The 24412-nt window shown below is 42.4% G+C and carries 21 protein-coding genes; 10 read left to right on the forward strand and 11 right to left on the reverse strand.

Annotation, left to right across the window (positions count from 1 at the left end; all coding sequences use genetic code 11):
• Positions 1-6 precede the first annotated feature (6 nt).
• The gene (locus ABFY09_RS03010; RefSeq protein ID WP_347982814.1) at positions 7-525 is read right to left on the reverse strand and encodes a lipocalin family protein; all 519 of its coding nucleotides are present in this window, start codon (positions 523-525) and stop codon (positions 7-9) included.
• 84 nt (positions 526-609) lie between these two features.
• Between ABFY09_RS03010 and ABFY09_RS03015 the strand changes: the two genes are divergently transcribed.
• The 5 genes from ABFY09_RS03015 to ABFY09_RS03035 all read left to right on the forward strand — a co-directional run bounded on the left by ABFY09_RS03015 (position 610) and on the right by ABFY09_RS03035 (position 6103).
• Complete coding sequence (locus ABFY09_RS03015) at positions 610-2121, forward strand: glycoside hydrolase (RefSeq protein WP_347982815.1); 1512 nt, start codon at positions 610-612, stop codon at positions 2119-2121.
• 101 nt (positions 2122-2222) lie between these two features.
• Positions 2223-3281, forward strand: coding sequence for a Fe2+-enterobactin ABC transporter substrate-binding protein (fepB, locus tag ABFY09_RS03020; RefSeq protein ID WP_347982816.1), 1059 nt, complete (start codon positions 2223-2225; stop codon positions 3279-3281).
• Entirely contained in the window at positions 3271-4284 is a 1014-nt protein-coding gene (gene fepD / locus ABFY09_RS03025; RefSeq protein WP_347982817.1) for a Fe(3+)-siderophore ABC transporter permease, read from the forward strand. The genes fepB and fepD overlap by 11 nt, the downstream gene beginning before the upstream one ends.
• The gene (locus tag ABFY09_RS03030; protein ID WP_347982818.1) at positions 4281-5309 is read left to right on the forward strand and encodes an iron chelate uptake ABC transporter family permease subunit; all 1029 of its coding nucleotides are present in this window, start codon (positions 4281-4283) and stop codon (positions 5307-5309) included. The genes fepD and ABFY09_RS03030 overlap by 4 nt, the downstream gene beginning before the upstream one ends.
• Positions 5306-6103: an ABC transporter ATP-binding protein gene (locus ABFY09_RS03035; RefSeq protein ID WP_347982819.1), complete on the forward strand. Its 798-nt coding sequence runs from the start codon at positions 5306-5308 to the stop codon at positions 6101-6103. The genes ABFY09_RS03030 and ABFY09_RS03035 overlap by 4 nt, the downstream gene beginning before the upstream one ends.
• 59 nt (positions 6104-6162) lie before the next feature.
• Here ABFY09_RS03035 and entS read toward each other — a convergent pair whose 3' ends face one another.
• The 6 genes from entS to ABFY09_RS03065 all read right to left on the reverse strand — a co-directional run bounded on the left by entS (position 6163) and on the right by ABFY09_RS03065 (position 13360).
• Complete coding sequence (gene entS, locus ABFY09_RS03040; RefSeq protein WP_347982820.1) at positions 6163-7434, reverse strand: enterobactin transporter EntS; 1272 nt, start codon at positions 7432-7434, stop codon at positions 6163-6165.
• Positions 7435-7446: 12 nt separating this feature from the next.
• Entirely contained in the window at positions 7447-8730 is a 1284-nt protein-coding gene (gene fes, locus ABFY09_RS03045) for an enterochelin esterase (protein ID WP_347982821.1), read from the reverse strand.
• Positions 8731-8853: 123 nt separating this feature from the next.
• Positions 8854-11196, reverse strand: a complete 2343-nt coding sequence (locus tag ABFY09_RS03050; protein ID WP_347982822.1) for a TonB-dependent receptor — start codon at positions 11194-11196, stop codon at positions 8854-8856.
• A 124-nt stretch (positions 11197-11320) separates the two neighbouring features.
• Positions 11321-12280 carry a FecR domain-containing protein gene (locus ABFY09_RS03055; protein WP_347982823.1) on the reverse strand — a complete coding sequence of 320 codons (960 nt, stop codon included), beginning with the start codon at positions 12278-12280 and terminating at the stop codon, positions 11321-11323.
• Positions 12273-12800 carry a sigma-70 family RNA polymerase sigma factor gene (locus tag ABFY09_RS03060; RefSeq protein ID WP_347982824.1) on the reverse strand — a complete coding sequence of 176 codons (528 nt, stop codon included), beginning with the start codon at positions 12798-12800 and terminating at the stop codon, positions 12273-12275. The genes ABFY09_RS03055 and ABFY09_RS03060 overlap by 8 nt, the downstream gene beginning before the upstream one ends.
• Before the next feature lie 275 nt (positions 12801-13075).
• Positions 13076-13360, reverse strand: coding sequence for a hypothetical protein (locus tag ABFY09_RS03065; protein WP_347982825.1), 285 nt, complete (start codon positions 13358-13360; stop codon positions 13076-13078).
• A gap of 165 nt (positions 13361-13525) precedes the next feature.
• Here ABFY09_RS03065 and ABFY09_RS03070 point away from each other — a divergent pair, with 165 nt between their 5' ends.
• A complete protein-coding gene (locus ABFY09_RS03070; RefSeq protein ID WP_347982826.1) occupies positions 13526-13627 on the forward strand; it encodes a hypothetical protein in 102 nt (33 codons plus the stop codon).
• Between the two features lie 273 nt (positions 13628-13900).
• Here ABFY09_RS03070 and ABFY09_RS03075 read toward each other — a convergent pair whose 3' ends face one another.
• A complete protein-coding gene (locus ABFY09_RS03075; protein WP_347982827.1) occupies positions 13901-14365 on the reverse strand; it encodes a DUF2127 domain-containing protein in 465 nt (154 codons plus the stop codon).
• A gap of 274 nt (positions 14366-14639) precedes the next feature.
• On the opposite strand from ABFY09_RS03075, the gene ABFY09_RS03080 reads away from it, so the two are divergent.
• Entirely contained in the window at positions 14640-16310 is a 1671-nt protein-coding gene (locus ABFY09_RS03080; RefSeq protein ID WP_347982828.1) for a methyl-accepting chemotaxis protein, read from the forward strand.
• Positions 16311-16468: 158 nt separating this feature from the next.
• On the opposite strand, the gene katG is transcribed toward ABFY09_RS03080, so the two are convergent.
• A complete protein-coding gene (katG, locus tag ABFY09_RS03085; protein ID WP_347982829.1) occupies positions 16469-18667 on the reverse strand; it encodes a catalase/peroxidase HPI in 2199 nt (732 codons plus the stop codon).
• 398 nt (positions 18668-19065) lie between these two features.
• Between katG and codB the strand changes: the two genes are divergently transcribed.
• Genes codB through codA form a run of 3 tightly spaced genes read left to right on the forward strand, consistent with a single transcriptional unit; the run spans position 19066 to position 22843 of the window.
• On the forward strand, positions 19066-20319 hold the full coding sequence (codB, locus tag ABFY09_RS03090; RefSeq protein ID WP_347982830.1) for a cytosine permease: 1254 nt from the start codon (positions 19066-19068) through the stop codon (positions 20317-20319).
• Positions 20319-21572 (forward strand): PucR family transcriptional regulator ligand-binding domain-containing protein, encoded by a 1254-nt coding sequence (locus ABFY09_RS03095; protein ID WP_347982831.1) that lies wholly within the window; start codon positions 20319-20321, stop codon positions 21570-21572. Before codB ends, ABFY09_RS03095 begins: the two co-directional genes overlap by 1 nt.
• Positions 21573-21580: 8 nt before the next feature.
• A complete protein-coding gene (codA, locus tag ABFY09_RS03100; RefSeq protein ID WP_347982832.1) occupies positions 21581-22843 on the forward strand; it encodes a cytosine deaminase in 1263 nt (420 codons plus the stop codon).
• Here the strand turns inward: codA and ABFY09_RS03105 are convergent.
• Positions 22840-23295 carry a hypothetical protein gene (locus ABFY09_RS03105; RefSeq protein ID WP_347982833.1) on the reverse strand — a complete coding sequence of 152 codons (456 nt, stop codon included), beginning with the start codon at positions 23293-23295 and terminating at the stop codon, positions 22840-22842. The two genes, codA and ABFY09_RS03105, sit on opposite strands and share 4 nt — an antisense overlap.
• Before the next feature lie 13 nt (positions 23296-23308).
• On the reverse strand, positions 23309-24277 hold the full coding sequence (locus ABFY09_RS03110) for a D-2-hydroxyacid dehydrogenase family protein (RefSeq protein WP_347982834.1): 969 nt from the start codon (positions 24275-24277) through the stop codon (positions 23309-23311).
• Positions 24278-24412: the final 135 nt, after the last annotated feature.

The raw sequence follows: 24412 nt of genomic DNA on the forward strand, positions 1-24412 counted from the left end.
TAAGATTTACGTGTTGTCCTGATCTACAAGGACAAGCTTATCCATGTGAAACCCCAAAGACTCCGCTTTGTTGAGCAATCGATTCCTTATGGACTCTGGCATCGTTGGTGTTCTTGATAATAACCAGAAAAACTCGCGACTTGGGCCGACTACCATGGCGTATTGGTAATTCTCTTTATCCAACTCAAAGATCACATAAGCCCCATAAAAAGGCCCAAAGAAAGACACTTTTAAATGCCCAATATCAGATGAGTTAACAAAATAGGCTCTGCCTTTTGCCTCACGCCATTCTTTATCTTCGGCAGAATAGCCTCGGTTTAAAACCATTATTCCACCATCATCCTGTTTTGAATATGTCGCCGTCACATTCGACAAACCTTCTTCAAAAGCATGATCTTGACGAACAATCTCATACCAAGTTCCTAAATAGCGTTCCACCTGAAACTCAGTCACTGGAGCGATATCTTTAGGTGCGCTGGTACAACCAATCAGCAACACCGACATAAGCAAAACTATGTATTTCATACGAATACCTTCCATTGTTTAAGTTCAATCTAGTCTAACCACTTTAGAAAAGCGACAAGAAGCTGCAACACCAATGTCACATTTATGATGCAAGCTTTTAATACCTTTAACTTGAGAATACGCGCCTTGTTTAGTTATAGATTAGTCCGACCGTGGAATAGAAGAAACCAACAAAGACAACATAAAACGGTTTCCATTAGCCTAAACAAGGCTTCTCCTATTGCAAAAGTCGATGCTCGGTTCCTTTCCTTCTCCATTGATATTTCCGTGTTGGCTGGCGGTTTTTGGTGGGAAGGCAGCAAAGGGACTCAGCACGGATTAGGTACGCAACGAGTTAAACCGTTAGACCTCAGTCAGCCAGCATTAGATAATCTCGTCAATGCTCTTGGCCCTGCTTATGTGCGTGTTGGCGGCTCGGAAGCCGACAAAATTCATTACTTTACCAGTGCAGCACCTGCATCAGCGGATAGCTTAGAGCTCACACAAGACATGTGGAATCAGCTTCACAGCTTTTGCCAGCGGAATGATTTAGCATTAATGTTCACCATGAAATACGGCCTCTTTGAGCGTCGTAAACAAGGTGGTTGGCAAACCAATGAAGTCGAATCCTTATTACAATATTGCCAAGATAATCAGCAAAAAATCGACATTTTTGAGCTCGGAAATGAACTCAACGCCTATTGGGCTTTCCACGGTTTTACCTCACAGCCCAGCGCTAAAAATCTCGCAAAAGATTACGACACTTTCATTCGTTGCGTCCGCCGATACAGTCCAAACAGTTTAGTTGCAGGCCCTGGCAGTGCTTTCTGGCCAAGAATTGGAGAAGCCGTTAAGCCTATTAGTAATATTTCTGCACCTTTCTTGGAGCACTTAACAGAAGAAATCGACATTATTGATTGGCATTATTATCCTTTTCAAAGTAGCCGCTCTCCTGTTCGCACCCGTGCGGCGACACTCAACAATATCCTTTCACCAAACTCTCTCAAATCTTATGAGAAATACGCCTTGCAACTTAGAAAACTACGCGACCAACATCAGCCCAAAGCTCAGCTCTGGACAGGCGAAACAGGCTCTGCACAATGCGGAGGGCAAGCCAAACTCTCAGATCGATTCGTTTCCTGCTTTTGGTGGGCAGATCAATTAGGGCGAGGGGCAAAATCTGGTCAAAAAGTCATGGTGAGACAAAGCCTTATTGGCGGAGATTACGCACTCATTAATCGACAAACACTCAAACCGAATCCAGATTATTGGGTCAGCTGGTTGTGGGGGAAATTAATGGGAGAAAACGTATTCGAAGTTCAAAGCAATGATCCATTCGTACAAACCTATTGCCACAGCGCGAAGAAAGAAGGCAAATGTACTTTATTAATTATCAACATGTCCTCCAGCCCTAAAATCATAAATTGTCAGGAGTTTGGTCTAAAGAAAAGGCGTTTTGAAATCACTGCAGATTCCCTCACTTCTAAGAAGATCCGAATCAACAGTGTTCGCCCCAAACTCAAACAGGGAAAAGTAAAACTAAAAGACTTCCCCAAACTTTCAAAACTCAACATTGTGAGCCCATACAGCATCAACTTCTGGTGCTTTGAAATATAAATACATCCTCCAATTAAATGAAAACAATTATCAAGAGTATAAAACAACTCATCTCCTATATATAATAGTGCGCTCATTTATTTGTATTTAAGGTCTTCAATATGATCCGCCGTTACGCCTATTTTGGTCGAGTCTTCCTAATTTTTATGGCTGTACTCGCCTTAGCAAGCTGTGACAAAGCGCCAGAAGAGACTCAACCTCCGACGGACAATACCTCTTCAAATAACATTCTGGCCATCGATCAAGTCGAAAAAGCCTCTGAAGGTTGGCCAAGAAGCATCATGACAAGCCAAGGCTTATTAACGCTTGAACAAGCCCCAAGCCGAATTGTTTCCACCAGCGTGACACTTTCTGGCACTTTACTCGCAATCGACGCGCCATTAGTCGCTTCCGGCGCCACTATGCCAAATACAAGCGTGGCATCAGGACAAGGCTTTATGCGCCAATGGGCTTCCATCGCGGAAGCGCGAGGCGTCATTCCGCTTTACCAAACCGAACCAAACGCCGAAGCAATTATTAAAGCCAACCCAGAATTGATCATTATTTCTGCGACAGGCGGCGATTCTGCCATGAAGCTGTACGATCAACTAAAAGACATCGCACCAACCTTGGTAATAGGCTATGACAACAAAAGTTGGATGCAATTAGCTCAAATCTTTGGGGATTTATTGGGCTTAGAAAAACAAGCAAAAAGCGTGATTCAAGACTTTGAGCAAAAAGTCGCAGATACGAAAAGTAAGATTACTCTGCCACCTCAACCGACCACAGCCATGGTTTATTATCGAGACGATACAGGCGGGAATATTTGGACAGCCAAATCGGCTCAAGGCCGCTTATTAAAAGAGCTCGGATTCACTCTGGCTGAAGTGCCAGAATCAATAAAAGGCAACATCAGCATGGGATTACGTGACGATATTATTATCGCTACAGGTGAACGCTTCCCAGACGCAGTGAATGGCAACTCAGTTTTACTCTTCTCGGCTTCTCAGGAAAGAGAGCAAGCACTCAAAAACAATAACTATTTACAGTCATCAAGCGCGATTCAAAACAACCAAGTTTTTGCCGTGGGTAACGATACATTCCGACTAGATTATTACAGCGCTAGTAATTTACTAACACGATTACAGAATCTCTTTGGACGCTCCGAAAATGGCCAATAGCGAATACGCTTCTGCTAAAAAAAAATACATCTGGCTATTGGTTTCTATTAGTCTGCTATTACTGATCATGATCGCCAGTTTATGCATTGGCGCAAAACCACTGTCAACTCAAGTTCTGTGGAATGTGCTGATAGGCAAAGAGCATGGTCTGGCGGAAACCATCATTCTTGAAGGTCGCCTGCCTCGAACCTTAAATGGTTTATTTGTTGGAATGGCATTGGGAACCTCTGGCGCTCTTATTCAAGCTATTACTCGAAATCCTCTTGCGGACCCTGGAATATTAGGTGTGAATTTGGGTGCCAGCTTAGCGGTCTCTATTGCGATTGTATTTTTAGGTGCGACACAACTTTCTGAATTTTTCGTTTATGCCGTGTTCGGCGCCCTGCTCGCTAGTTTATTAGTTTACTTTGTTGGCAGCATTGGCGGAGGAAAAACCGACCCGCTGAAACTTACACTGGCAGGAATTGCCATTGGCGCAGTCTTCGGCGGTTTAAGCTCGGCCATTACTTTGTTTAACCCTAACGCCTTTGATCAAATCCGTTTTTGGGTGGTTGGCAGCTTAGACATTCGAACATTATCCGTCCCATTATTCATTGCTCCTGTCGTGCTTTTTGGTTCTTTATTAGCTGTCGCCATCACACCGGCATTGAACGCATTTAGCTTGGGAGATTCCTTAGCGTCTGCGCTTGGCAGTAATCCTGCTCGCGTACAGTTACTGGGATTATTGGCAATTACCCTACTGTGTGGCGCCGCCACCGCAGCGGCTGGCCCCATTGCTTTTGTCAGTTTAATGATGCCGCACATTGCCCGCTGGATGGTAGGCCCAGACCAACGCTGGATCATTCCATTTAGTTTTATTCTCACTCCTTGTCTTTTGCTGGTTGCCGATATTATCGGGCGAGTTGTGATTGCCGGAGAACTCCGAGTCTCCATTGTGACTGCTTTTATTGGCGCACCTATCTTGATTTATCTCGTGCGTAGGAAAGGGGCCACCAGCTTATGAAAAACACACTTCCCCATGCGCCTATCAAGCACCAGGCAGTCAAAAACACGATTATCAAACCATCTAAAATCATCCTGTTATTGCTAACTTTGTTATTGGTTTTCGCCACACTTTTCATTGATGGCCACCTTTTTAAAAATCAGCAAGATATATGGCTTTTACTGACGGGCGAAGCTGATCGCTATCAATCTATTGTAGTGTGGCAATGGCGGGCCTCTCGCTTATTTGCGGCGTTAATCATTGGCGCTGGGCTTGGTGTGAGCGGTGCGGTTTTTCAATCCTTAGTTCGTAATCCATTAGGTAGCCCAGATATCACTGGCTTTAATGTAGGCGCTTTTACGGGCGTTCTCATATCAATCGCGGTTTTTGGCAACCTATATTGGATGAGTGTTTTGGGAGCAATTTTAGGTGGGCTTTTTTCTGCCATTCTTGTGTATATTTTCGCGTACCGAGATAGTCATTCTGGCTTCCGTCTTATCATAGTTGGCATTGCTATCAGCGCGACTTTGACTGCATTCAATCAGTGGTTGTCTCTCACTGTTTCATTGGAAACTGCCATGACGGCTGCTTTATGGAGTGCGGGGACGTTAAACGGTATGACTTGGTCTCGCGTGTTGCCCGCAGCGGCCTTAATCAGTGCTTTTATAGTCTGTGCTTTTCTCATGAACACACGAATGAGATTACTCGAAATGGGCGATGATACAGCCGCCGCATTGGGTGTATCAGTCAATCGATCTCGCCTTGTGTTGATGTTTGTCGGTGTCGCTTTAACCGCAGTCGCAACGGCCGTAACAGGTCCAATCGCTTTTATCTCTTTGGCTGCACCACAAATTGCTCGCCGATTAGAAAAGAGCGCCAATGTTTCTTTGGGTTCTTCCGCACTTGTCGGTGCTCTCTTATTGCTCTGTGCAGACTTTATCGCACAACATGGCTGGGAAGGTTCCACTTTGCCTGTCGGCTTAGTCACCATCAGTTTAGGTGGCATTTATTTGGTTTATTTAATTATGCGAGAAGGTAAGTTATGACATCAAAATCGGCCATTTCACTCGCCACAGAATCCGTCACTCTAAGTTATGATCAAAATGTCATCGCCAAAGATCTTTCCGTTCAAATTCCTGAAGGAAAATTTAGTGTCATTGTTGGCCCAAATGGTTGTGGTAAGTCGACTTTATTGCGTGCTATGAGCCGACTGCTTGCACCTCAATCTGGTCGAGTATTACTAAACGGAGAAGACATTCATGATCTCGCCACTCGTGAGGTTGCCAAAAAATTAGGACTTCTACCTCAAAGCGCCATTGCACCCGATGGCATTAAAGTGGTCGACTTGGTTTCTCGTGGTCGCTTCCCTCACCAAAAATGGTTTCAACCTTGGCGAGAAGAAGATCAAAATGCTGTGAATGCCGCGATGAAATCCACAAACGTAGAAGAGTTCGCTTTCCATAATGTTGATCAGCTTTCAGGTGGACAAAGACAACGAGTTTGGGTGGCGATGGCACTTGCTCAGAAAACACCGTTACTCTTGTTAGATGAGCCAACAACTTATTTAGACATCGCTCACCAAATTGAATTATTGGACTTATTTCAAGATTTGAACCGCCAACAAGGTCACACGCTCGTCGCGGTACTTCACGACTTGAACCATGCTTGCCGTTATGCTGACAACCTAATTGTCATGAAAGCAGGACAAATTATTGCCACAGGCACACCAAATGACATCGTAAATGAGGAACTCATCGAAAGCGTATTTGGCTTACCTTGCTTGATTATAAATGACCCTATTTCCAACACACCTTTAATTATCCCTAAAGGGAGAAAGTAAGGTTACTTGATTGCATTTACCATCAGAACGGTTTGGATATCGACTTAAAAAGTCGAACTTTAGTTTTTATTTGATTCAATCTTTGCTGAACAAATACTCGTGTCCGTTAGGCTCGCTTTTCTGAGAGTCCTTGCTGCTTTGCTGATGAGTAAACTGGTTGCAGCACAACCTAAACCAAGTGTGACCAAGCCTAATACAGGTGACAACACTTTAACGATTAGGCCGATACCAAGTGCTCCAGCGGTGTCACCCACTACACTTTGTGCTGTCCAGAAGCTCCCCATACGCCCTAACATATTGTCTGGCGTATGGCCTTGCACAATCGAATACTGCAACAAACCGCCGATAGAACCAAAGTAGCCAAATACAGCTAGGGCAAACAGCATAATAAATAAATGGCCTATTACACCTAGTGCAGCGACGCACAAGAAAGACATAAAGGCGGTTATCAGCATCATCATACCAGGGCGTTCTAGCTGACGAATCCAACCACTGGTCAAGGCGCCAATAACAGAACCAACAGGCACCGCTGCATACATCAAACCCACTTCAAAAGCACCGCCACCAAACGCCGTTGCCGCCAAAGCTGGGAATAAGATACGAATCGATTTAGTCATGGCTTCCAAGGTACCAAGCGCCACTACCGCTCGGATCACCTTATGAGTAAACACAAACGAAAAGCCATCAAATAAAGATCTCAAAGGGCGTTCTTCTGGGCCACTGCCTTGAGGTTTCATATTTGGCAAGGTTACTAACGTGATAAGCGTACAAAGGGTACCAATGGCCGCTAAGGTGTAGTTCCATGTCACGCCATAGGCCACAATAATGACACCCGCTACCGCTGGAGAAATAACAGAACCGATTCGTACAATCAGCATGCTTAATGCGCCTGCTGTTGGTAGGTTTTCTCGTCCAACTAAATTCGGAATAGACGCCATGAGTGCCGTCATACCAATAGCACTAAAGAATCCATCCCATAGGGAAATAGCGTAGACCGCAAAAAGGCTCGGTTCAGACAGGTACGTATTGCCTGCCAATAACACAAAGCCAACACCACAGATGAATCGTGAAAATAAGATCAGATACTTACGGTCCATGCGATCGGCCAGTATTCCGCCTAACATAAGACCAATGAACATTCCTATGCCATCAAGCGCTACCGCATAGCCGACTTGTAAACTCGACCCCGTTAATTCATAAATTTGTACAGGCACCGCCACATTCAACATACCAATGCCCAAAACAGACATTAAGCGTGCAATGAAAATAGCGCGAAAGTGAGTGTTGGTTTTTAATAAAGTAAAATCCAACAGGATATTTTTTTTAGACATATGATAGTTGGATTATTTTTTAGGAAGTAAGTGCATCAGGCCATTCATCAAACCAGATCGCCATGAAAGCCAATCATGCCCACCATAAACAATATCAAGCGATACTTTTCCACCTTGCCGTTTTATTGCTTCATAGGTCATCCGATTGTACAAACACATGTCTTGCTCACCATGACCAACCGTTAGAAAAGCTTCTAGATGTTTAACCGAAGACTTACCTGTTTGAATCAGCTCTGCCAAACTGTTCTCTGGAGGAGCTAGAGAAGAGAAGGAATCCAACTCTTGTTCGGCTTTAGGGGAAAGCATTCGACTCTTCTCTGGCCACCAAAAAGAACCCGAAAGACTGATAATTTTAGAAAAATATTCAGGAAACTGAAGCCCTGCATACAGAGAAGAAAGCCCACCTAAACTCTGACCAGCAACAATATAATCAGAAATGCTAGAGCCTACTTTTGCTAATTCAGATTCTACATCTGGCAAAAACTCATCAACCAACGCTTGCCAAAAAGGCTTATGACAACTCAGCTCTTTCCAACGGGTTTGACCATCAATGGAAGGCACTAAAAGATAATGAGCTGGTGCGATAAGTTTCTGTTCTGTTAAATATTGCAATACGGCTAAAGCGCCACTTTCTTCCCCCCATTTTTGACCGTCAAGTAAAATAACTAATGGTGCATCCCCCTTAGCTATTGAGAAAAGCTGACAATCACGTTGATTACCAAGAATCTGACTTTTCCATTTAATGGATAAGATTTTATCCGTCGAAACAGTAGCAAGCTGCCCTTTATCTCTCTCCTCCCAACCAAGTTCTGCTGGCGCGTTTGGTAAATGGAGTGGCGAACTCCGTCCCCAACCCGTTAACTGCACTGGCAAAGGATTAAGCGCATCATGCACTTGCTGTTGAGCAACATCGACCCACCAAGATCGTTGGGCTTCTCGTGAGCCGTCGTTTTGCTCTTTTATGATTTCTGGAAGCTGATGAGCCTGAAGAGGAATAAAAGAATAACTACCGCGCCACTTTGAATTTACGGTTAACTGACCAAACCAGACATCTGTGCCAACCACTCGATTTAAACATTCAGGCTCCCAGCTGTGATGATCTGTTATTGAATTTACATCAAGCAAAACACTGCCAGTTGTGGATGTGTTTTCATTTCCTTCTGGATCTTGCCAAATCAATGTAACCAAACACTGGTTCGCATCTTGATGCTGAATAATCGGCATCCCTATGGAATAAAGCTCTTTCCACCAAATCTGACTACCAACATCATGCTGTATTCCAATGTTTAAAAGCATTTTACTGGCCAAAATTCACTCTCATCTCTTTATCTGCACTATCAATCAATTGCAGAAAATATAAATAGATCAACCTAAAAAAGGGGCTCGAAAGCCCCAAAATATAAAAGGAAATATTTAACTCTACATACGGTAAGTTGCGCTCACACCGATTGTGCGGCTTTGACCAATCGCTACACGTGAACCACCGTTTACAAGGTAAGTTACATCTTCACCTGTTAAGTTTTTGATATAACCACTAATTAGAAAGTCTCCTACTTCATAGTCGACATTAGCATCGACTATAGCGTAATTACCCGCTTTGTAATCATCTGTATTATCTAAGTCTGAGTAATACTCACCAACATAAGTAAGGTCTGCACCAAAATTCAAACTGTCGCCAATATATTGAGTGAAGCCAAGAGAGAGGTTAAGTTCAGGGGCATTTGATAGCTCATTCCCTTCGTAACTACTATTTTCATCAATTTTAGAGGTCAGGTAACCAACTGATTGTCGGGTCTCTAGGTTGTCTGTTAACCACTGCGTAACTTCAATCTCGACGCCTGCAGTATGAGCTTCTGTTACATTTCTAATTCTATTATCCGAAGCGGCCTGATACCCATCGTATGCGTTATAGAATAATGCAGCATTTATAGTTGAGCCATTATGGAACTTAGTTTTAGAGCTGAACTCATATCCGTATACTGTTTCTGAGTCATATGAATAAGCTTCTGCTGTTTTGTTTTCTGCTACAGAGTAACCATCGTCATACCCGATGCCTCCAGAGTTATAGCCTTTACGAACAGATAGACCCACGGTTGTTGATTCTGTGGCCGCATAAGTCACTGCAAGCTGAGGTAATAAATTTGTTTCAGTAATAGAGTTGTCAATTAATGCTGCATCGCTTTTTTCATAGTAGCGATCTTGTTCTTCTCTCTGCAATCTGCCACCAAAGATAAGCGTCATTTTATCCGTTACTTGATAATCTGCAGAGCCAAATAGACCAATTCGCGTTTCATCAATCTCACCAATAGTCGACCCACTATCAATATCATATGAGCCTTCTCTATCAGCAAGCATAACACCTACAAAGCCATTTACAGGGGAATTCGATGGAGCAAATGATAGTCTGCTTTCAACTGTGTTAGTGGCATCTTTGAATTCATAGTATTCAAGGTCTGGATAAGATGCGAACTGGTTCGTTTGGCTACTCGATGAAAGTATAGTGGTACTTTTCATACCATTACTGAATAGGTAGTTAACCTCTGCAGATAGGTTATTTACCTGTGAATCATGAATACGAACGTTATTACGATCAGCTGTACTCAGCGTATAAGTTTCATCTTCATACCCTGTACCATCGCTCCAGTTAGCCCAGTTTAGATAGTTACCATCCGCTTCTCTACGATTACCTGTTAGCTTAATAGTGAAATCATCGCTTGACGTGGGCTTCCATAACAATTTACCGCGAAAGTTAAGGTTTGTAGATTCTTCTGGATCGACAGGGACACTGTCTGTTTCACCGTCATAGGTCATAAAACCTTTGCCATCTGCGCCATCAGCAGCAATTCTATAGGCTAAATCATCCGTGATTGCACCAGATGACATGATGGCTAAGTTTTTCATCACATTGCCATTTTCATAAGTTTCCAAACCAAGTCGGACAGCAGCTTCAGGGGTGAAGGTCGGGTCATTTGTATTAATCGTAATCGCTCCACCAATGGAGTTTTCTCCCTGAGCTGTGGACTGTGAGCCTCGGAAGATCTCAATTTGATCAACATCCCATACACCTGAAGGGCTAAAGTTATACCCTGTGTATGCATCGGCAACACCATCAATAGACGTATTGATACGCTGTCTACTACCACTATGGGTTGCATACCAACCAGTTGTTGCCCCACTGCCATTGATGCCTCGAATATTGATGGTACCAAAGCCTGCACTGATGACATTGGGTGCTGACGTTGCGACATCATTTACCTTTTGTGCAGCACCATTAGAAAAGTCTTCTCCACTAATAACAGTAACCGCTGCTGTCGTATCTTTAATGTCTTTATTTACTTTCTCACCCGTGACAATCAAGACTTCCAACTGAGCTGAGCCATTATTCGAAGCACTACTGGTACGAGGTACTAAGCTATATGTACCGTTTGCATTCGCAACCATCATGAGATCAGTCGATGACAAAAGCTGTGCTATTAGCTCCATGGGAGACATATTCCCTGATACTGCAGGGTTTTTGACACCTTGAGTCAAAGCAGGGTCAAATGAGAGAGCGATATTATGTTGAGCCGTGAAAGTAATTAATGATTTTCCAAGGTCTCCTGCTTCAATACTTAGTACCTGAGTAGCTTCTTGCGCTAAGCTCTCTTGAGCCATAGCAGAAGAATGGAAACTTGATAGCATCAGCAAACTACTGCACGTTAATGTAGTTGCCATTACTTGTTGTAAGCGATTTTTTAAAAACACATTATTTCGGGTAGACACAGCCACTTCCTTTCGATGAGTTATCAGAGTTATCTAACTAATAAGCCACTTGAGAAGAAAAAAAGTGTCAAAAAAATAAAAATATTTTCATTTAGTTTTTAATGACACAAATTAGGTGAGGAACTTAAACCGCCTCTAGGGTGACCCAATAACGGCTTAGGTTCTGTTTGATATTAATTGGATAGGTGTTGGAAAGCATATTGAATACAATATTGATGTCTTTAACAGGGAAAGCCCCTGAGACTTCGATATTTTGAATATCAGGGGATACCCTAAATAAACCAGTATGGTAACGGGAGAGTTCTTCGATAAAGGTATTGAGCGGCATATTATGAACAGCCAGCATATTAGCCAGCCATGAAGTTGTCCCCGCTAGTAACGGCTTCTTTGATAAAACACCATCGTTTGATACATCTACCTGCAACCCTGCTTCCAACCTACTATCGCTAACATTATTAGTGACTATAGGACTAATCAAAGCCTGACCTTCAATGACGCCTACACGTGTAAAATCACGATATTTCCGAACGGTAAGGTTTGTATCGAGCAGTGATAAAACCGCTTCTTTTGTCTTCACAGTAAATGACGCAACACCGTTATAATGAGTAGATGGCGCATTCACTTCTATTTCACCTTCCCGTAGCGATAATAAACGCCTATTTTGATCGAAAGAAGCATCAAACGCTGTCGCCGTATTAAGGGTTACTATGGTTCCATCCGGTAGAGTAACCTGCTTTTTTTGGCCTTTCGCTGTACGGTAATCTGCACTCCAATGCTGACTTTCTACTACTTTGTAACTTCCCCACAAGAACGGCCCTGACACTAAAAGTAATGCCAATTTCCTCATATGAAAACGTCTAGACTCATCATCTGGGCGATTTAAAACAGCACCTGCAATATCCTTAGGCAAACTGTCCACTCGACTTATAAAAGATTGTGCGCGTTGCCAAGCCAATCGATTACTATCACAAGAGTGTTGCCAGAGTTCAAATTCCCTTCCCTCAGCTTTTGTCAGCTCCTTTTCTTGTTGCCTAACAAGCCAGTCCGCAGCCTCATGCATGCTTTTTTTAGATACTTTACTCAAAGAGATCACTCTCCATTAACATAAGACACTGCACATAAGCTTGCTTCATATATCGTTTAACTGTAGCCAATGATATGCCGACTTCATCTGCTATTTGTTGATATTTTTTGCCATCTATTTGCGACATTAGGAATACACTTTTAATGTTCTTGGGCATCTCATTTAACAGTGCATCAATCTCTTCTAATGTTTGTAATATGATCAGCTGGCTTTCTGCAGAAGAAGTAACAAACTCAGGCTGTTTTTCTAAGTACTCGTAATAGGATTCTTCAAGCGATTTCCGCCTGTAAAAATGACTGACCAGACCTTTAGCAACCACAGCCAAATAAGCACGTGGCTCCTCAATCTTATCAACATCGTTTCTGGAGTGAATTCGCAAAAAAGTATCTTGCGCTAAATCTGCGGCATCAAATTGATTATCTAAGCGTTTTCGAATCCATGAATATAACCAGCTATGGTTGTCTTTGTATAAAGAATGCATCGCGTCCTGCTGCATTTTTAGGGTTGAACTATGAGACATGCAATAACTTCTTCATGGCAAAACAAAGATGAGAATAAGTATCATTAGACGTCTGTTTTACTTTTCTGTCAACACAAAGTATCTGGAGTTACTAGTGAGCTGACTTAGGAGCCCTAGACAAATGGCGGCAGTATAAGAAATGCATGCATTCCTTATAAAGACAAAAACCACCTACAAGAGTTATTTATACAAGTGTAACTTATACGGTCAACTAAAAAGGTGTTTAGCGAACTAGTTGCGATTCACTCCTTAACTTATAACGACACTGGGCATCATCAATTCGAAACAGCCGTCCCTTCTATTTCCAGTACTGTTTTAGCGTCTGTACGTTCCATGATTTTCACTAACGCAGATTGAATTACTTCGTCTTCACGTACATTTTCTTGGCTAGAAAATCGCTGCTCTTGTGGTTCTGCACCTTCCTCTAAAACAAATGTCACAACCACTTCTGTCGCTTTCTCTGTGGTTTCACCAAAGTAAGAAAATGTTACTTGTGGATAGCCTTTGAAACCCATTTTTACTTTCTTTGCGATACGCTTTTTAGATTTATCTAAATTCATGCTGTTTGCCTTAATAGAGGTGATATCACGAAAAATATGATGAGATTAAAGCACAAAACGGGTCAGTTTAAGTCGATAACATGTCAGTAAATTTGAGCGATTTTTCCATATATCTCTTCTATAAAGAAAAGTAATCTTTTTACGTCAAGATAAGAAGGAAGAACCATGCTAAACATTATTCAAATCAAAGTCCGAGGCTATCATTTAGATGTCTTTCAACACATTAACAATGCTTGCTATTTAGAGTTTTTAGAAGAATGTCATTAGGTATTTTTTGATAAATTTAGTGCTGGTACAGATTTGATGAAGCAAGATTTAGCTTGAGCAGCCGTCAATATAAATATCAACTTCAAGACAGAAGGCTATTTTGCTGTTGTTCTCGAAGTGCACACTCAATTTGGAAGATTGAGGAATCGCAGCATCAATATGAAGCAACGAACTCTAAATACGATGTGTTTGTTTTTCAAAAGAGAAAAAGACCGCTATTCCTCTGCATGAAGAGTACAAAATAAAAAATCAAGCCGCTCTTGCAGAATCGTCTTAAACACGAGCCACAGTTACTTTTTTGACACGCTTTAAAACACGAAATAAATACCCAGCAATAACCAGGTTTATCAACAATGCCGACACGCTAAAAACATTAAGATCTTGATAGATGGCATACAACTCAAAAGGTATATAAAGTGACGCGGTAATAAAAGCGAACCATTCAATCCAAATGAGCTGATTCCAAAGCCCATACGCCAATATAAAACGGAAAATGCCATAGGTAAGCGCCACGACAGTGACAAGAATCAAACTATTACTAGACACTTTCTCTGCCATCATCAAAATGATTTTAGAGTAATGATTTGCAGGAGAAATCCCCCACTCATTCATCAGTTCCAAAACAAGTTGATTAAGGTCTTCTCCAACGAGTGCGTTCACACTAACCGCAACAAACAGCGCCAGTATCCCTTTGAAACCTTCTAGCAATGCAATAGCATTTAATCCTTGAAACTTCATAATTCCAGCTTTTCTTAAAACGTTTAGAGCGCGCAGATAAGGTACAAGCTCATTTCATTTGAATGATTAATAGTCACCTTTCGAGTTCAGATGACGCATTTTTCTCACTTCCTATAAGCTTAAATCATCCTAAAACAATTACTTGTCATAATTTGTAAGTGATACTTTCTTATTCTTAAAAAATACTATAATTATGTGCTTGCTAAATATGATTTAAATACCAAAGAATAAGTATTAAGGGTATTATTTATCTTTGTATTTTGGAGTATTCCTTATGTTTCGTTCACTAAAAGCTCAAATATACATGTTTGCTTTCGCCCCATTTCTCTTAGTAGCAACAGTGGGTGTATTTATGCAAATAAAGACATTAGATGGCATTCAACAAGATGTCTCAAATATTTCAGAAGAATCCATTATTGAAGTAGAAAAACGCCGACTTGTAACCGTTATAGATTCATCTTTAAGCATTGTAAAGCCTTACATAGACATGCCAGGCAAAGAAGGCATGAAAGCAGGCTTAGACCTTTTGCACCGTTACAGTTATGACAACGGTATTGGTTACATATTTGCTTATGATGAAGAAGGCACCCTTGTGATGAGTGGTTCTAACAAAGGAATCGGTCAAAACTTCATCAACAACAAAGATAAAGCTGGCAATTATTTAGTTCAAAATATTATAGCCGCGGCAAAATCTGGCGAAGGTTTTACCACGTATTTCTTCCCTAAGAAAGGCGAAACGGAAGCATCTGAAAAATACAGTTATGCTGTTTGGGTTCCTAAATGGGGAGTGGCTATTGCGACAGGCTTTTTCATTGATGGTACAGAAGTTGTACTCGATAAGATCGATACATCATTAAGCCAATCCAAGCAAAATGGCCTAATGCAAAACTTCCTCGTAATATTAGTTTTATCCGCTCTTGTTGCAGGCGTCGTCTATTTCTCTATTCGAGCCATGTTAAAAGCATTGCATTCTTTACGTAACGCAGTAGAAGACTTAGCAGATGGTGAAGGTGATTTAACGACGAAACTACCAAACAGTTCATTAGACATCTTAGATGATATCTCTCAGAACTTTAATCGCTTCATTGGCTCTATGGCTAACGATATCATTCTCTTAAAAAGTGCTTGTGATCAACTTAATGAGGTGGCGAAAGTATCTCGTGAACAACATGAGATACTTGCTGTGTCATCCGATAAACAAGTGCAAGAAACCACTAGTACCGCAGCCGCCATTGAAGAAATGTCAACGACAGCAATGGAAATTGCTGACAACGCAGAAAAAACACGAACCTCTGCCGAAAATACCGATGCTGAAGTGCAGAATGTACTTAAACAAGTACAAGTGTCTGGTAATGAGCTAAATGCCTTAAACAGCGTTTTAGGTGAAGTAGAAACTTCTATTCAAGAACTTGGCGGCAATGTTGAGGAAATCAACTCCGTTCTAGGCGTTATCCAAGGCATTTCAGAGCAAACGAACTTACTTGCGTTGAATGCTGCTATTGAAGCCGCGCGTGCTGGTGAACTTGGTCGTGGTTTTGCAGTGGTTGCAGACGAGGTACGCAACCTTGCTCAGCGTAGCCAAGAAAGTACAGTTCAAATTCAAACCATATTAGACAAGCTGCAAACCAGTGCGGAAAAGACCATTCAGGATATGGCAAATACAACAGAGCAAAGAAGCACTGTTATTGAAGCAATGGACGCAATCACGGAGATTATTCATTCAAGCTCCGAGTCAATTAAGCATCTGACCAATATGAATATTGATGTATCTACTGCAGCAAACCAGCAATCTACTGTCGTTAATGATATGGCAAAAAATATTAGCGGTATTGCGGACATCGCAGAATCCATTGGACGTAGCTCTGAAGAAACCAATCAACAATTCACTCGTTTGGAAGAGCAATCAAAACTGATTCAAGACGTAACAAATAAGTTCAAAACCTAGAATAGTAAAAAGCTTTCATCGGGGTACCAAGACCACAGCTTGAATGAGCTGTGGTTTTTTTATGGGTATTGAAAACGGCTTTATACATTAAAAGGTAATAAAAAGCCCCACAACCTTTGCAGCTGTGAGGCTTTAGAGTTGTTGGCAACTCTAGGAGATTAAGCTAGATCGAAACGATCCAACTCCATTACTTTCGTCCATACTGCAACAAAATCTTGCACAAAACGATCTTGCGAGTCATTACAAGCATACACTTCAGCAATAGCGCGAAGCTGTGAGTTTGATCCGAAAATCAAGTCTGCGCGAGTGGCTGTCCATCTCACTTCACCCGTTTTACGGTCTCGGCCTTCAAACTCTTCCTCTTCTTCAGATACAGCTGCCCATTTGGTCGCCATATCCAGTAAGTTAACAAAGAAATCATTTGTTAATGTCTCAGGTGTTTGTGTGAAAACACCGTGAGCAGATTGCTCTGTATTCGCACCTAATACACGTAAACCACCAACCAATACTGTCATTTCAGGAGCAGACAAAGTTAACAACTGCGCCTTATCTAACAGCAATTCTTCTGTGGATACTGTGTATTTATTTTTTTGGTAATTACGGAAGCCATCCGCAATTGGCTCAAGCACAGAAAATGACTCTACATCTGTTTGTTCTTGAGAAGCATCAGTACGACCTGGTGTGAAAGGCACAGTAATGTCTTTACCTGCTGCTTTCGCCGCTTTTTCAACACCGACAGAACCCGCTAGAACAATTAAATCAGCAAGCGAAATCTGTTTAGCAGAATTATCTCGGTAAAATTCAGCTCGAACCGCTTCAAGCGTTTTCAATACCGTCGCCAATTTCTCTGGCTGATTCACTTCCCAATCTTTTTGTGGAGCAAGACGGATACGAGCACCATTTGCACCACCACGCTTGTCTGAACCACGGAATGTAGAAGCAGATGCCCAAGCTGTTGATACCAAGTCAGATACAGATAAACCAGAAGCCAATATTTTCACTTTAAGATCCGCAACATCTACTTCATCAACTAACTCATGAGTAACTGCAGGAACTGGGTCTTGCCAGACAAGCTCTTCTTTTGGCACCAAAGGCCCAAGGTGACAAGCAACTGGTCCCATATCACGGTGTGTTAATTTATACCAAGCACGGGCGAATGCATCTGCGAACTCTTCTGGATTTTTATGAAAACGACGAGAAATTTTGCCGTATTCAGGGTCCATACGTAACGCTAAATCACTTGTAAACATAATTGGTAGATGCTTCTTACTGCCATCATGAGCATCAGGAACATTGGCCGCTGACTCATCAGTAGGCACCCATTGAATAGCACCAGATGGACTTCTTACAATATCCCAATCATAACCAAGAAGAATATCAAAGAATGAGTTATCCCATTGAGTTGGCGTATTCGTCCAAGCACCTTCAAGGCCACTACTAATAGTGTCAGCACCGTTACCGGTACCTTGTGAGTTGCTCCAACCAAAACCCTGCTCTGTAATGCCTGCCCCTTCTGGATCATCACCCACTTGTGCGGCATCACCTGCACCGTGAGCTTTACCAAATGTATGACCACCAGCAATAAGAGCGACGGTTTCTTCATCGTTCATGGCCATGCGGCCAAATGTATCACGAATATCACGAGCTGATGCTAGCACGCTTGGCTCACCATTCGGGCCTTCTGGGTTAACATAAATAAGACCCATTTGAACCGCTGCTAAAGGTTTTTCTAGGTTACGATCTTCTGCGTAACGTCCTTCTTCAAGCCATTCTTTTTCAGAACCCCAATATACGTCTTCTTCTGGTTGCCAAATATCAACTCGACCACCAGAAAAACCAAAGGTTTTTAATCCCATTGACTCTAAGGCACAGTTGCCTGCAAGAATCATCAGATCGGCCCAAGAGATTTTACGTCCATATTTTTGCTTGATTGGCCAGACCAAACGACGTGCTTTGTCTAAGTTAACATTATCAGGCCAACTGTTTAATGGTGCAAAACGTTGAGTGCCTGACGCTGAGCCACCGCGCCCATCAGAGGTACGGTAAGTTCCTGCACTATGCCAGGCCATACGAATAAAAAATGGCCCATAGTGCCCGTAATCTGCCGGCCACCAGTCTTGTGAATCTTTCATTAACGCATATAAATCTTGACGTACAGCTTCAAGATCTAATGTTTTAAACTCTTCTGCATAATCAAAGTCTTCACCCATTGGGTTAGATTTTTGAGAGTGCTGGTGTAAAAGGTTTACATTCAATTGGTTTGGCCACCAATCTTTATTTGATGTACCGCGAGCGGCAGACTGAGGTGCTGGTGCAGTGGCACCATGATTAAATGGACACTTGCCTTCATTAGACATAAGGGACTCTCCTGCTTGCTTTAGTTATTTGTTTCATTTGACTGCATATAGTTATAACCTTTAGCAACCCATCTAACTAATAAATAAAAACTAACATTCCGATAGCCTGAATAACTCCTCACAGATTACGGCCATTCATTACTGCTTACTTAGTGCCACTTATTAGCGCACGCTATCAATACAAAATATCCCTATAGCGAATCATTAAAACTCCATTCTTGTATAAAGCGCCTAATCATTTCCAATATTGTTTCGTTATCTCGCCACAAAAGATTTTGCTCCCCTTATGTGACATAAAATTGGTTCATTAGTTGCTTACAAGTACGGGGAAGTACAAATCCGCATTTTACACACCTAACCTAAAGGCTATGTTGGCCTATTTATTATAGGAGATGAGCATGACGCAATCCGATTATCCATTAACTGAGGTACCGCAAAACAAACGCAGTGGTTTATTACCAATGGCGTTCATTTTGCTCGGCTTTACCTTTTTCACTGCCACCATGTGGGCGGGTGGAACATTAGGCACAGCTTTTTCTTTTTCTGAGTTACTCCTAGTAATTTTTGTTGGTAATTTATTACTAGGCACTTATGCTGCTGCTTTAGCTTTTATAGCTTATAAAAGTGGTTTGAACAGCGTTTTGATGGGACGTTTTTGCTTTGGTGAGATCGGCAGCAAGTTATCCGACTTTGTGCTTGGTTTCACTCAAATTGGTTGGTACGCATGGGGAACCGCAACACTTGCCATTGTCTTGGTCAAAATCACCAGCATTCCAGAAGCATGGCAAACACCTTTAATGATTTTATTCGGTATGGCTTTCTGTGTTACAGCGATGATCGGTATTAAAGGCATGGACATCCTATCTCGTATTGCTGTTCCACTGATGTTGATTTTTATTTTGATTAGCCTATACACAGGTCTAGTTGATATAGGCGGCATGTCTGCTTTATTAAGTATTGAGCCCATAGAAAGCTTAAGCTTCACGGCCGCTGTTACTATTGTGATTGGTACATTTATCAGTGGTGGTACACAAGCAACCAACTGGAGCCGTTTTGCCAGCAGCGGCAAAGTCGCTGTTTGGGCAACTCTAGCAGCGTTCTTCATCGGCAATGGCCTTATGGTTTTTACCGGCGCATTGGGCACACTCATCTATCAACAAGCAGACATTGTTGATGTTATGTTGGCACAAGGTTTCTTAGTGTTGGCGGTTCTAATGTTGTTTATGAATATTTGGACAACACAAGACAATACGATCTACAACTTCGCGGTAGCAGGTTGCAACCTAATTCGTACTGACAAACGAAGAACAGTCACTGTGATTGGTGCTGCCATTGGTACGATTATGGCTGTATTTGGTATGTATAATTTCTTAATTCCTTTCCTGATTTTATTAGGTACTTTTATTCCTCCAATCGGTGGCGTTATCATGGCGGACTTTTGGTTACGTCATAAAGGCCAGTACCCATTATTGAGCGAGTCAAAATTACCCAACTTTAATTGGCTGGGTCTTGGATCTTACGCAGTAGCTTCTTCAGCAGCTTACTTTTCGCCTGTTGTTCCTCCAATTGTGGGTGTGTTTGTTGCGATTATTGTCTACGGTGTTTTAACCTCTGTATTCCAATCTAAAACAGAAGCAGTATTAGGAAGTTAATGAGCATTTGCTGTGCAGATATCCCACGTTTACCGGGTCTTGAAAGCATTCGTTTTCGGGCCGGCTTAACTGGAGGGCAGCGTATTGTGCGTTGGCCTTACGTGGCAGAGAACGATACGATCCAACCTTGGGTGAGCGGCGGTGAGTTGGTGTTTGTTACTGGCATTAATCATCGACGCACGGAACGAAATCTTTGCCAACTGGTGGAAGAAGCTATACACAGCAACGTTGCAGGACTGGTCATTTTGACTGGTCCTGAATTTATACAACAAATTCCCAACAGCGTTCTAGAATTGGCAAATAAACACAAACTGCCTTTATTAGAGCAACCTTACAGCTTAAAAATGGTTCTCGTCACTGAAGTGATCAGTAACGCTATTGTACAAAGTAATTTATTAGGCAAATCTGTTCGCCTTTTTTTGACCAAACTGATTAATGGCTTTGATCAAGCACCTGAATTGATCCATTTACGAGCCGGTGATCTAGGTATTAGCGATACGAATCCCTTCTCCGTATTAGCACTTAGAATAAACCCTATCGACTCGGAAACAGTCACTACGCAACACCAGTTACTCCATGTGCGCCAAGAACTAGAAGAATACCTAGGTAGCATTCTCAAACGCAGAAACATAGATTGGCCAGTACTGAACTATGAAAAAGACCTGTTAGCCATTTGGCCAATTACAGACATAGGCTCAGACACAACAGAGCTTTATGACGAGCTCGCTCAAGTGCTCACCCTGTTGCAAAAGTGCTTTCCGCAATTGGTGTTATGTATCGGTGTCAGTGAACGAAAAACAGGCTTAGACAAACTAGCAGACGCAACTGAACAAGCGCGCCAAGCTTTGCAATTTGCTGTGAAGCACCAACATCAACGCATCTTCTTTTATGAACAACTGGGCATAGCCCGTTTGTACGCAGCCATTCCAAACCGTGGTTTATTGGCCGATTTCTGCAAACAACATTTAGGTTCTCTTTGCTTTGCTCGTGACAACGCAACTTTAGAAATGAAAGCCACTCTTGGCCATTACTTCAACCATTTTGGTCATCAACAACATACTGCGGATGCCATGGGTGTTCACAGAAATACCCTAAGCTACCGTCTTGGCAAAATAGAACAGCGTTTAGGGTACTCGCTGCAAGATCCTTTTTTACGGCTCAACTTGCAGAACGCTTTACTGATTGAACAAATATTATTCCATCATCACGATATTGCAGAACACACAGATCAACTTGATGATGACAAAGATTGAGGTTTCCTATGAAGATTATTAACGCCCGTTTACGCCAGCAACCAGAACTGTTTACCTTACATATTGAGAACGGCTGCTTTAGCAAAATAGAGAAACAAGATACATCCCTCCCTTCTGGTTCAGAACGAATAGCAGAAATAATAGACGCACAAAACAACCTCGTCTGCGCGCCTTTTGTGGAACCTCATATTCATCTTGATGCCGCACTAACCGCTGGCGAACCCGAATGGAACCACAGCGGTACGCTCTTTGAGGGAATTGAACGCTGGAGCCAGCGTAAGCCAATGTTGAACGAAGCGGATATTCGTCAACGCGCCCTTTCTACTATCGAGCTGTTGGTACAAAACGGTGTGCAAGCCATTCGTACTCATGCAGACACGACAGACCCAACTTTGGTTGGGGTTCGCACCTTGTGCGCACTGCGGGATGAGCTAAAAGACAAAATTGATTTACAAGTTGTGGCCTTCCCTCAAGATGGCATGCTGTCTTATCCAAACGGCTTAAAACTCATGGAAGAAGCGCTAGAAATAGGCGCGGATGTGGTCGGTGGCATTCCTCATTTTGAATACACGCGAGAACTAGGCGAAAAATCCGTCAAAAAGATCATTGAACTGGCTAAAAAATACGACCGACTAATTGATGTTCATTGTGACGAAATTGACGACCCAAACTCTCGCTTTCTAGAGTTTCTTGCTTGCGAAGCTTTGTTTCATGAAATGGGTCACAAAGTCACCGCGAGCCACACAACGGCCATGCATTCTTACGACAACGCCTATTGCTCGAAGCTTTTCCGCTTGCTAAAAAACTCAGGGATTAACTTCATTTCCTGCCCAACAGAAAGCATCCATCTTCAAGGCCGATTTGATACCTATCCTAAACGCCGTGGCGTGACACGAGTCAAAGAACTACGTGGCGCCAATATCAATGTGTGCCTAGGGCAGGACTCCATCTTTGACCCTTGGTATTCGCTAGGCAATGGCAAACTGCTGCGCACCTTAGACTTTGCCATGCACATCTGCCAAATGATGGGCTATAAAGACTACGAAAGCGCCCTTGATATGATCACCGATAACAGCGCAAAAACGTTATGTTTAGAAAACTACGGCATCAAAGTGGGCCATCCAGCTAACTTCATACTGTTGGAAGGATTTGACGATTACAGCGTACTGCGCAAACAAGGGGAAGTTCTATTGTCAGTACGTCATGGCGAGATCATCATGCAACGAAAGCCAGCTCAAGTGGTGAGCAAACCTTGGATTACAGCGATTTAGATTACAGCCGTTTCGTCTTCTCTTGCGGATAGCTTAATGTGCACCGCAAGCAGAGGATGGTCACCTATTAGCTCCGCGGTGTGACCATGAATGTCATCGTCAAAGATTTCATTGTCTTGCAGATAGTCTTGAGCAATAAACATGTCGCCAGCGGCAAAATCTCGATAATCGCCATTACGTAATGTGATTCGTAATGTGCCTGAACGAACAATAATCAAGGTAGGATCGCCCGCCACATGCCATGAACTGAAATAGCCGGGCTGGCTCATACGGTGACGAAAGTTCAGTGCATTTATTCTGTCTGTAATAAACAAGCCATTGTAGTCTTCTAAGGAATATCCTTTGTCAGTAAAAACAGAAGCGCCTGTTTTCGCGGTTTTTCCATCGAGGGGTGAAGATAAAACAGGCAAATGAATTTGATCATGAGCAACAGATGTTGGATTAGACGACATTCAGTTCATTCCTTTAAAGGTCGAATACAAGGTTTTGAGGCTCACCTTTAGCGAAAGCGACGACATTCTCAAAGGCGATATTAAAGTAAAGTTCATAACTGCTTTTCTCTACGTAACCAATATGTGGTGTACAAACTACATTTGGCAAAGACAATAAAGGCTCGTTTTGCGTATTGGCAGGCTCTGTTTCAAATACATCAACAGCAGCCTGTTTAGATGGATTCGCCGACATCACTCGGTACAAGGCGCCACTTTCCACTAACTCAGCACGGCTGCTATTAACAAACAAAGCGCCTTCTTTCATTTGCTCTAAATCCTCTTCCGTAACACAAGCTTTTGTGGCGTCGTTGAGTCTTAAATGCAGGGAAATGACATCGGCGGATTGGAAGAACTCGGCTTTAGATGAAGCGACTAAAAAGCCATGTTCCTGCGCTAACTGTCTGGACGCTTCTCTTCCCCAAACCGTCACCTTCATCCCAAAAGCTTTAGCATATTGAGCAATACGTTGACCGATTTTTCCATATCCCCAAACCCCAAGTACAGAACCGTTTAATACTCGACCTAAGCCAAGTGAGCCTGCTTGCTGCCATTGATTTTGTGTGAAATGGGAAACGTAAGAAGGAATATGTCTGCTGGCTGACATAATAAGCCCCCAGCAAAGTTCAGATGGCGCAACAGGCGAACCAACACCTTCAGCAACCGCCACGCCGTATTCTTTACAAAGCTTGGCATCAATATGATTGCTGACCTTTCCTGTTTGGCTAATCAGCTTTAAATTCGGTAAGCGAGATAATAATTCTGCGGTGATCACAGTACGTTCACGAATCAAGACAAGCACATCAAAACCCACAAGATGATCAACCAAATCATCCACAGTCAAAAAAGTTTCATTGAAAATGTGCACATCGTGATCTTTTAAACGCTCAAAGCACGACAAGTCTTTTACAGCATTTTGATAGTCATCCAGAATCGCCACTCTCATCTTATATCTCTCTCATTATTTTTCTTAGATGCGACAATAATCCATCAAGATAAAAGGAAATTCCACCTTAAACTGCTTGCCACCAAACAAAAAAGCCCCGCACTAATAAAGTACGAGGCTTTGCTTAACTATGGG

The organism is Marinomonas sp. 5E14-1 (assembly GCF_039939215.1).
GTDB lineage: Bacteria > Pseudomonadota > Gammaproteobacteria > Pseudomonadales > Marinomonadaceae > Marinomonas.

Coding starts and splice junctions, on each gene's coding strand:
- ABFY09_RS03010 (WP_347982814.1), bottom strand. CDS start 525: ATGAAATACATAGTTTTGCTTATGTCGGTGTTGCTGATTGGTTGTACC.
- ABFY09_RS03015 (WP_347982815.1), top strand. CDS start 610: ATGATGCAAGCTTTTAATACCTTTAACTTGAGAATACGCGCCTTGTTT.
- fepB (WP_347982816.1), top strand. CDS start 2,223: ATGATCCGCCGTTACGCCTATTTTGGTCGAGTCTTCCTAATTTTTATG.
- fepD (WP_347982817.1), top strand. CDS start 3,271: ATGGCCAATAGCGAATACGCTTCTGCTAAAAAAAAATACATCTGGCTA.
- ABFY09_RS03030 (WP_347982818.1), top strand. CDS start 4,281: ATGAAAAACACACTTCCCCATGCGCCTATCAAGCACCAGGCAGTCAAA.
- ABFY09_RS03035 (WP_347982819.1), top strand. CDS start 5,306: ATGACATCAAAATCGGCCATTTCACTCGCCACAGAATCCGTCACTCTA.
- entS (WP_347982820.1), bottom strand. CDS start 7,434: ATGTCTAAAAAAAATATCCTGTTGGATTTTACTTTATTAAAAACCAAC.
- fes (WP_347982821.1), bottom strand. CDS start 8,730: ATGCTTTTAAACATTGGAATACAGCATGATGTTGGTAGTCAGATTTGG.
- ABFY09_RS03060 (WP_347982824.1), bottom strand. CDS start 12,800: ATGTCTCATAGTTCAACCCTAAAAATGCAGCAGGACGCGATGCATTCT.
- ABFY09_RS03065 (WP_347982825.1), bottom strand. CDS start 13,360: ATGAATTTAGATAAATCTAAAAAGCGTATCGCAAAGAAAGTAAAAATG.
- ABFY09_RS03070 (WP_347982826.1), top strand. CDS start 13,526: ATGCTAAACATTATTCAAATCAAAGTCCGAGGCTATCATTTAGATGTC.
- ABFY09_RS03075 (WP_347982827.1), bottom strand. CDS start 14,365: ATGAAGTTTCAAGGATTAAATGCTATTGCATTGCTAGAAGGTTTCAAA.
- ABFY09_RS03080 (WP_347982828.1), top strand. CDS start 14,640: ATGTTTCGTTCACTAAAAGCTCAAATATACATGTTTGCTTTCGCCCCA.
- katG (WP_347982829.1), bottom strand. CDS start 18,667: ATGTCTAATGAAGGCAAGTGTCCATTTAATCATGGTGCCACTGCACCA.
- codB (WP_347982830.1), top strand. CDS start 19,066: ATGACGCAATCCGATTATCCATTAACTGAGGTACCGCAAAACAAACGC.
- ABFY09_RS03095 (WP_347982831.1), top strand. CDS start 20,319: ATGAGCATTTGCTGTGCAGATATCCCACGTTTACCGGGTCTTGAAAGC.
- codA (WP_347982832.1), top strand. CDS start 21,581: ATGAAGATTATTAACGCCCGTTTACGCCAGCAACCAGAACTGTTTACC.
- ABFY09_RS03105 (WP_347982833.1), bottom strand. CDS start 23,295: ATGTCGTCTAATCCAACATCTGTTGCTCATGATCAAATTCATTTGCCT.
- ABFY09_RS03110 (WP_347982834.1), bottom strand. CDS start 24,277: ATGAGAGTGGCGATTCTGGATGACTATCAAAATGCTGTAAAAGACTTG.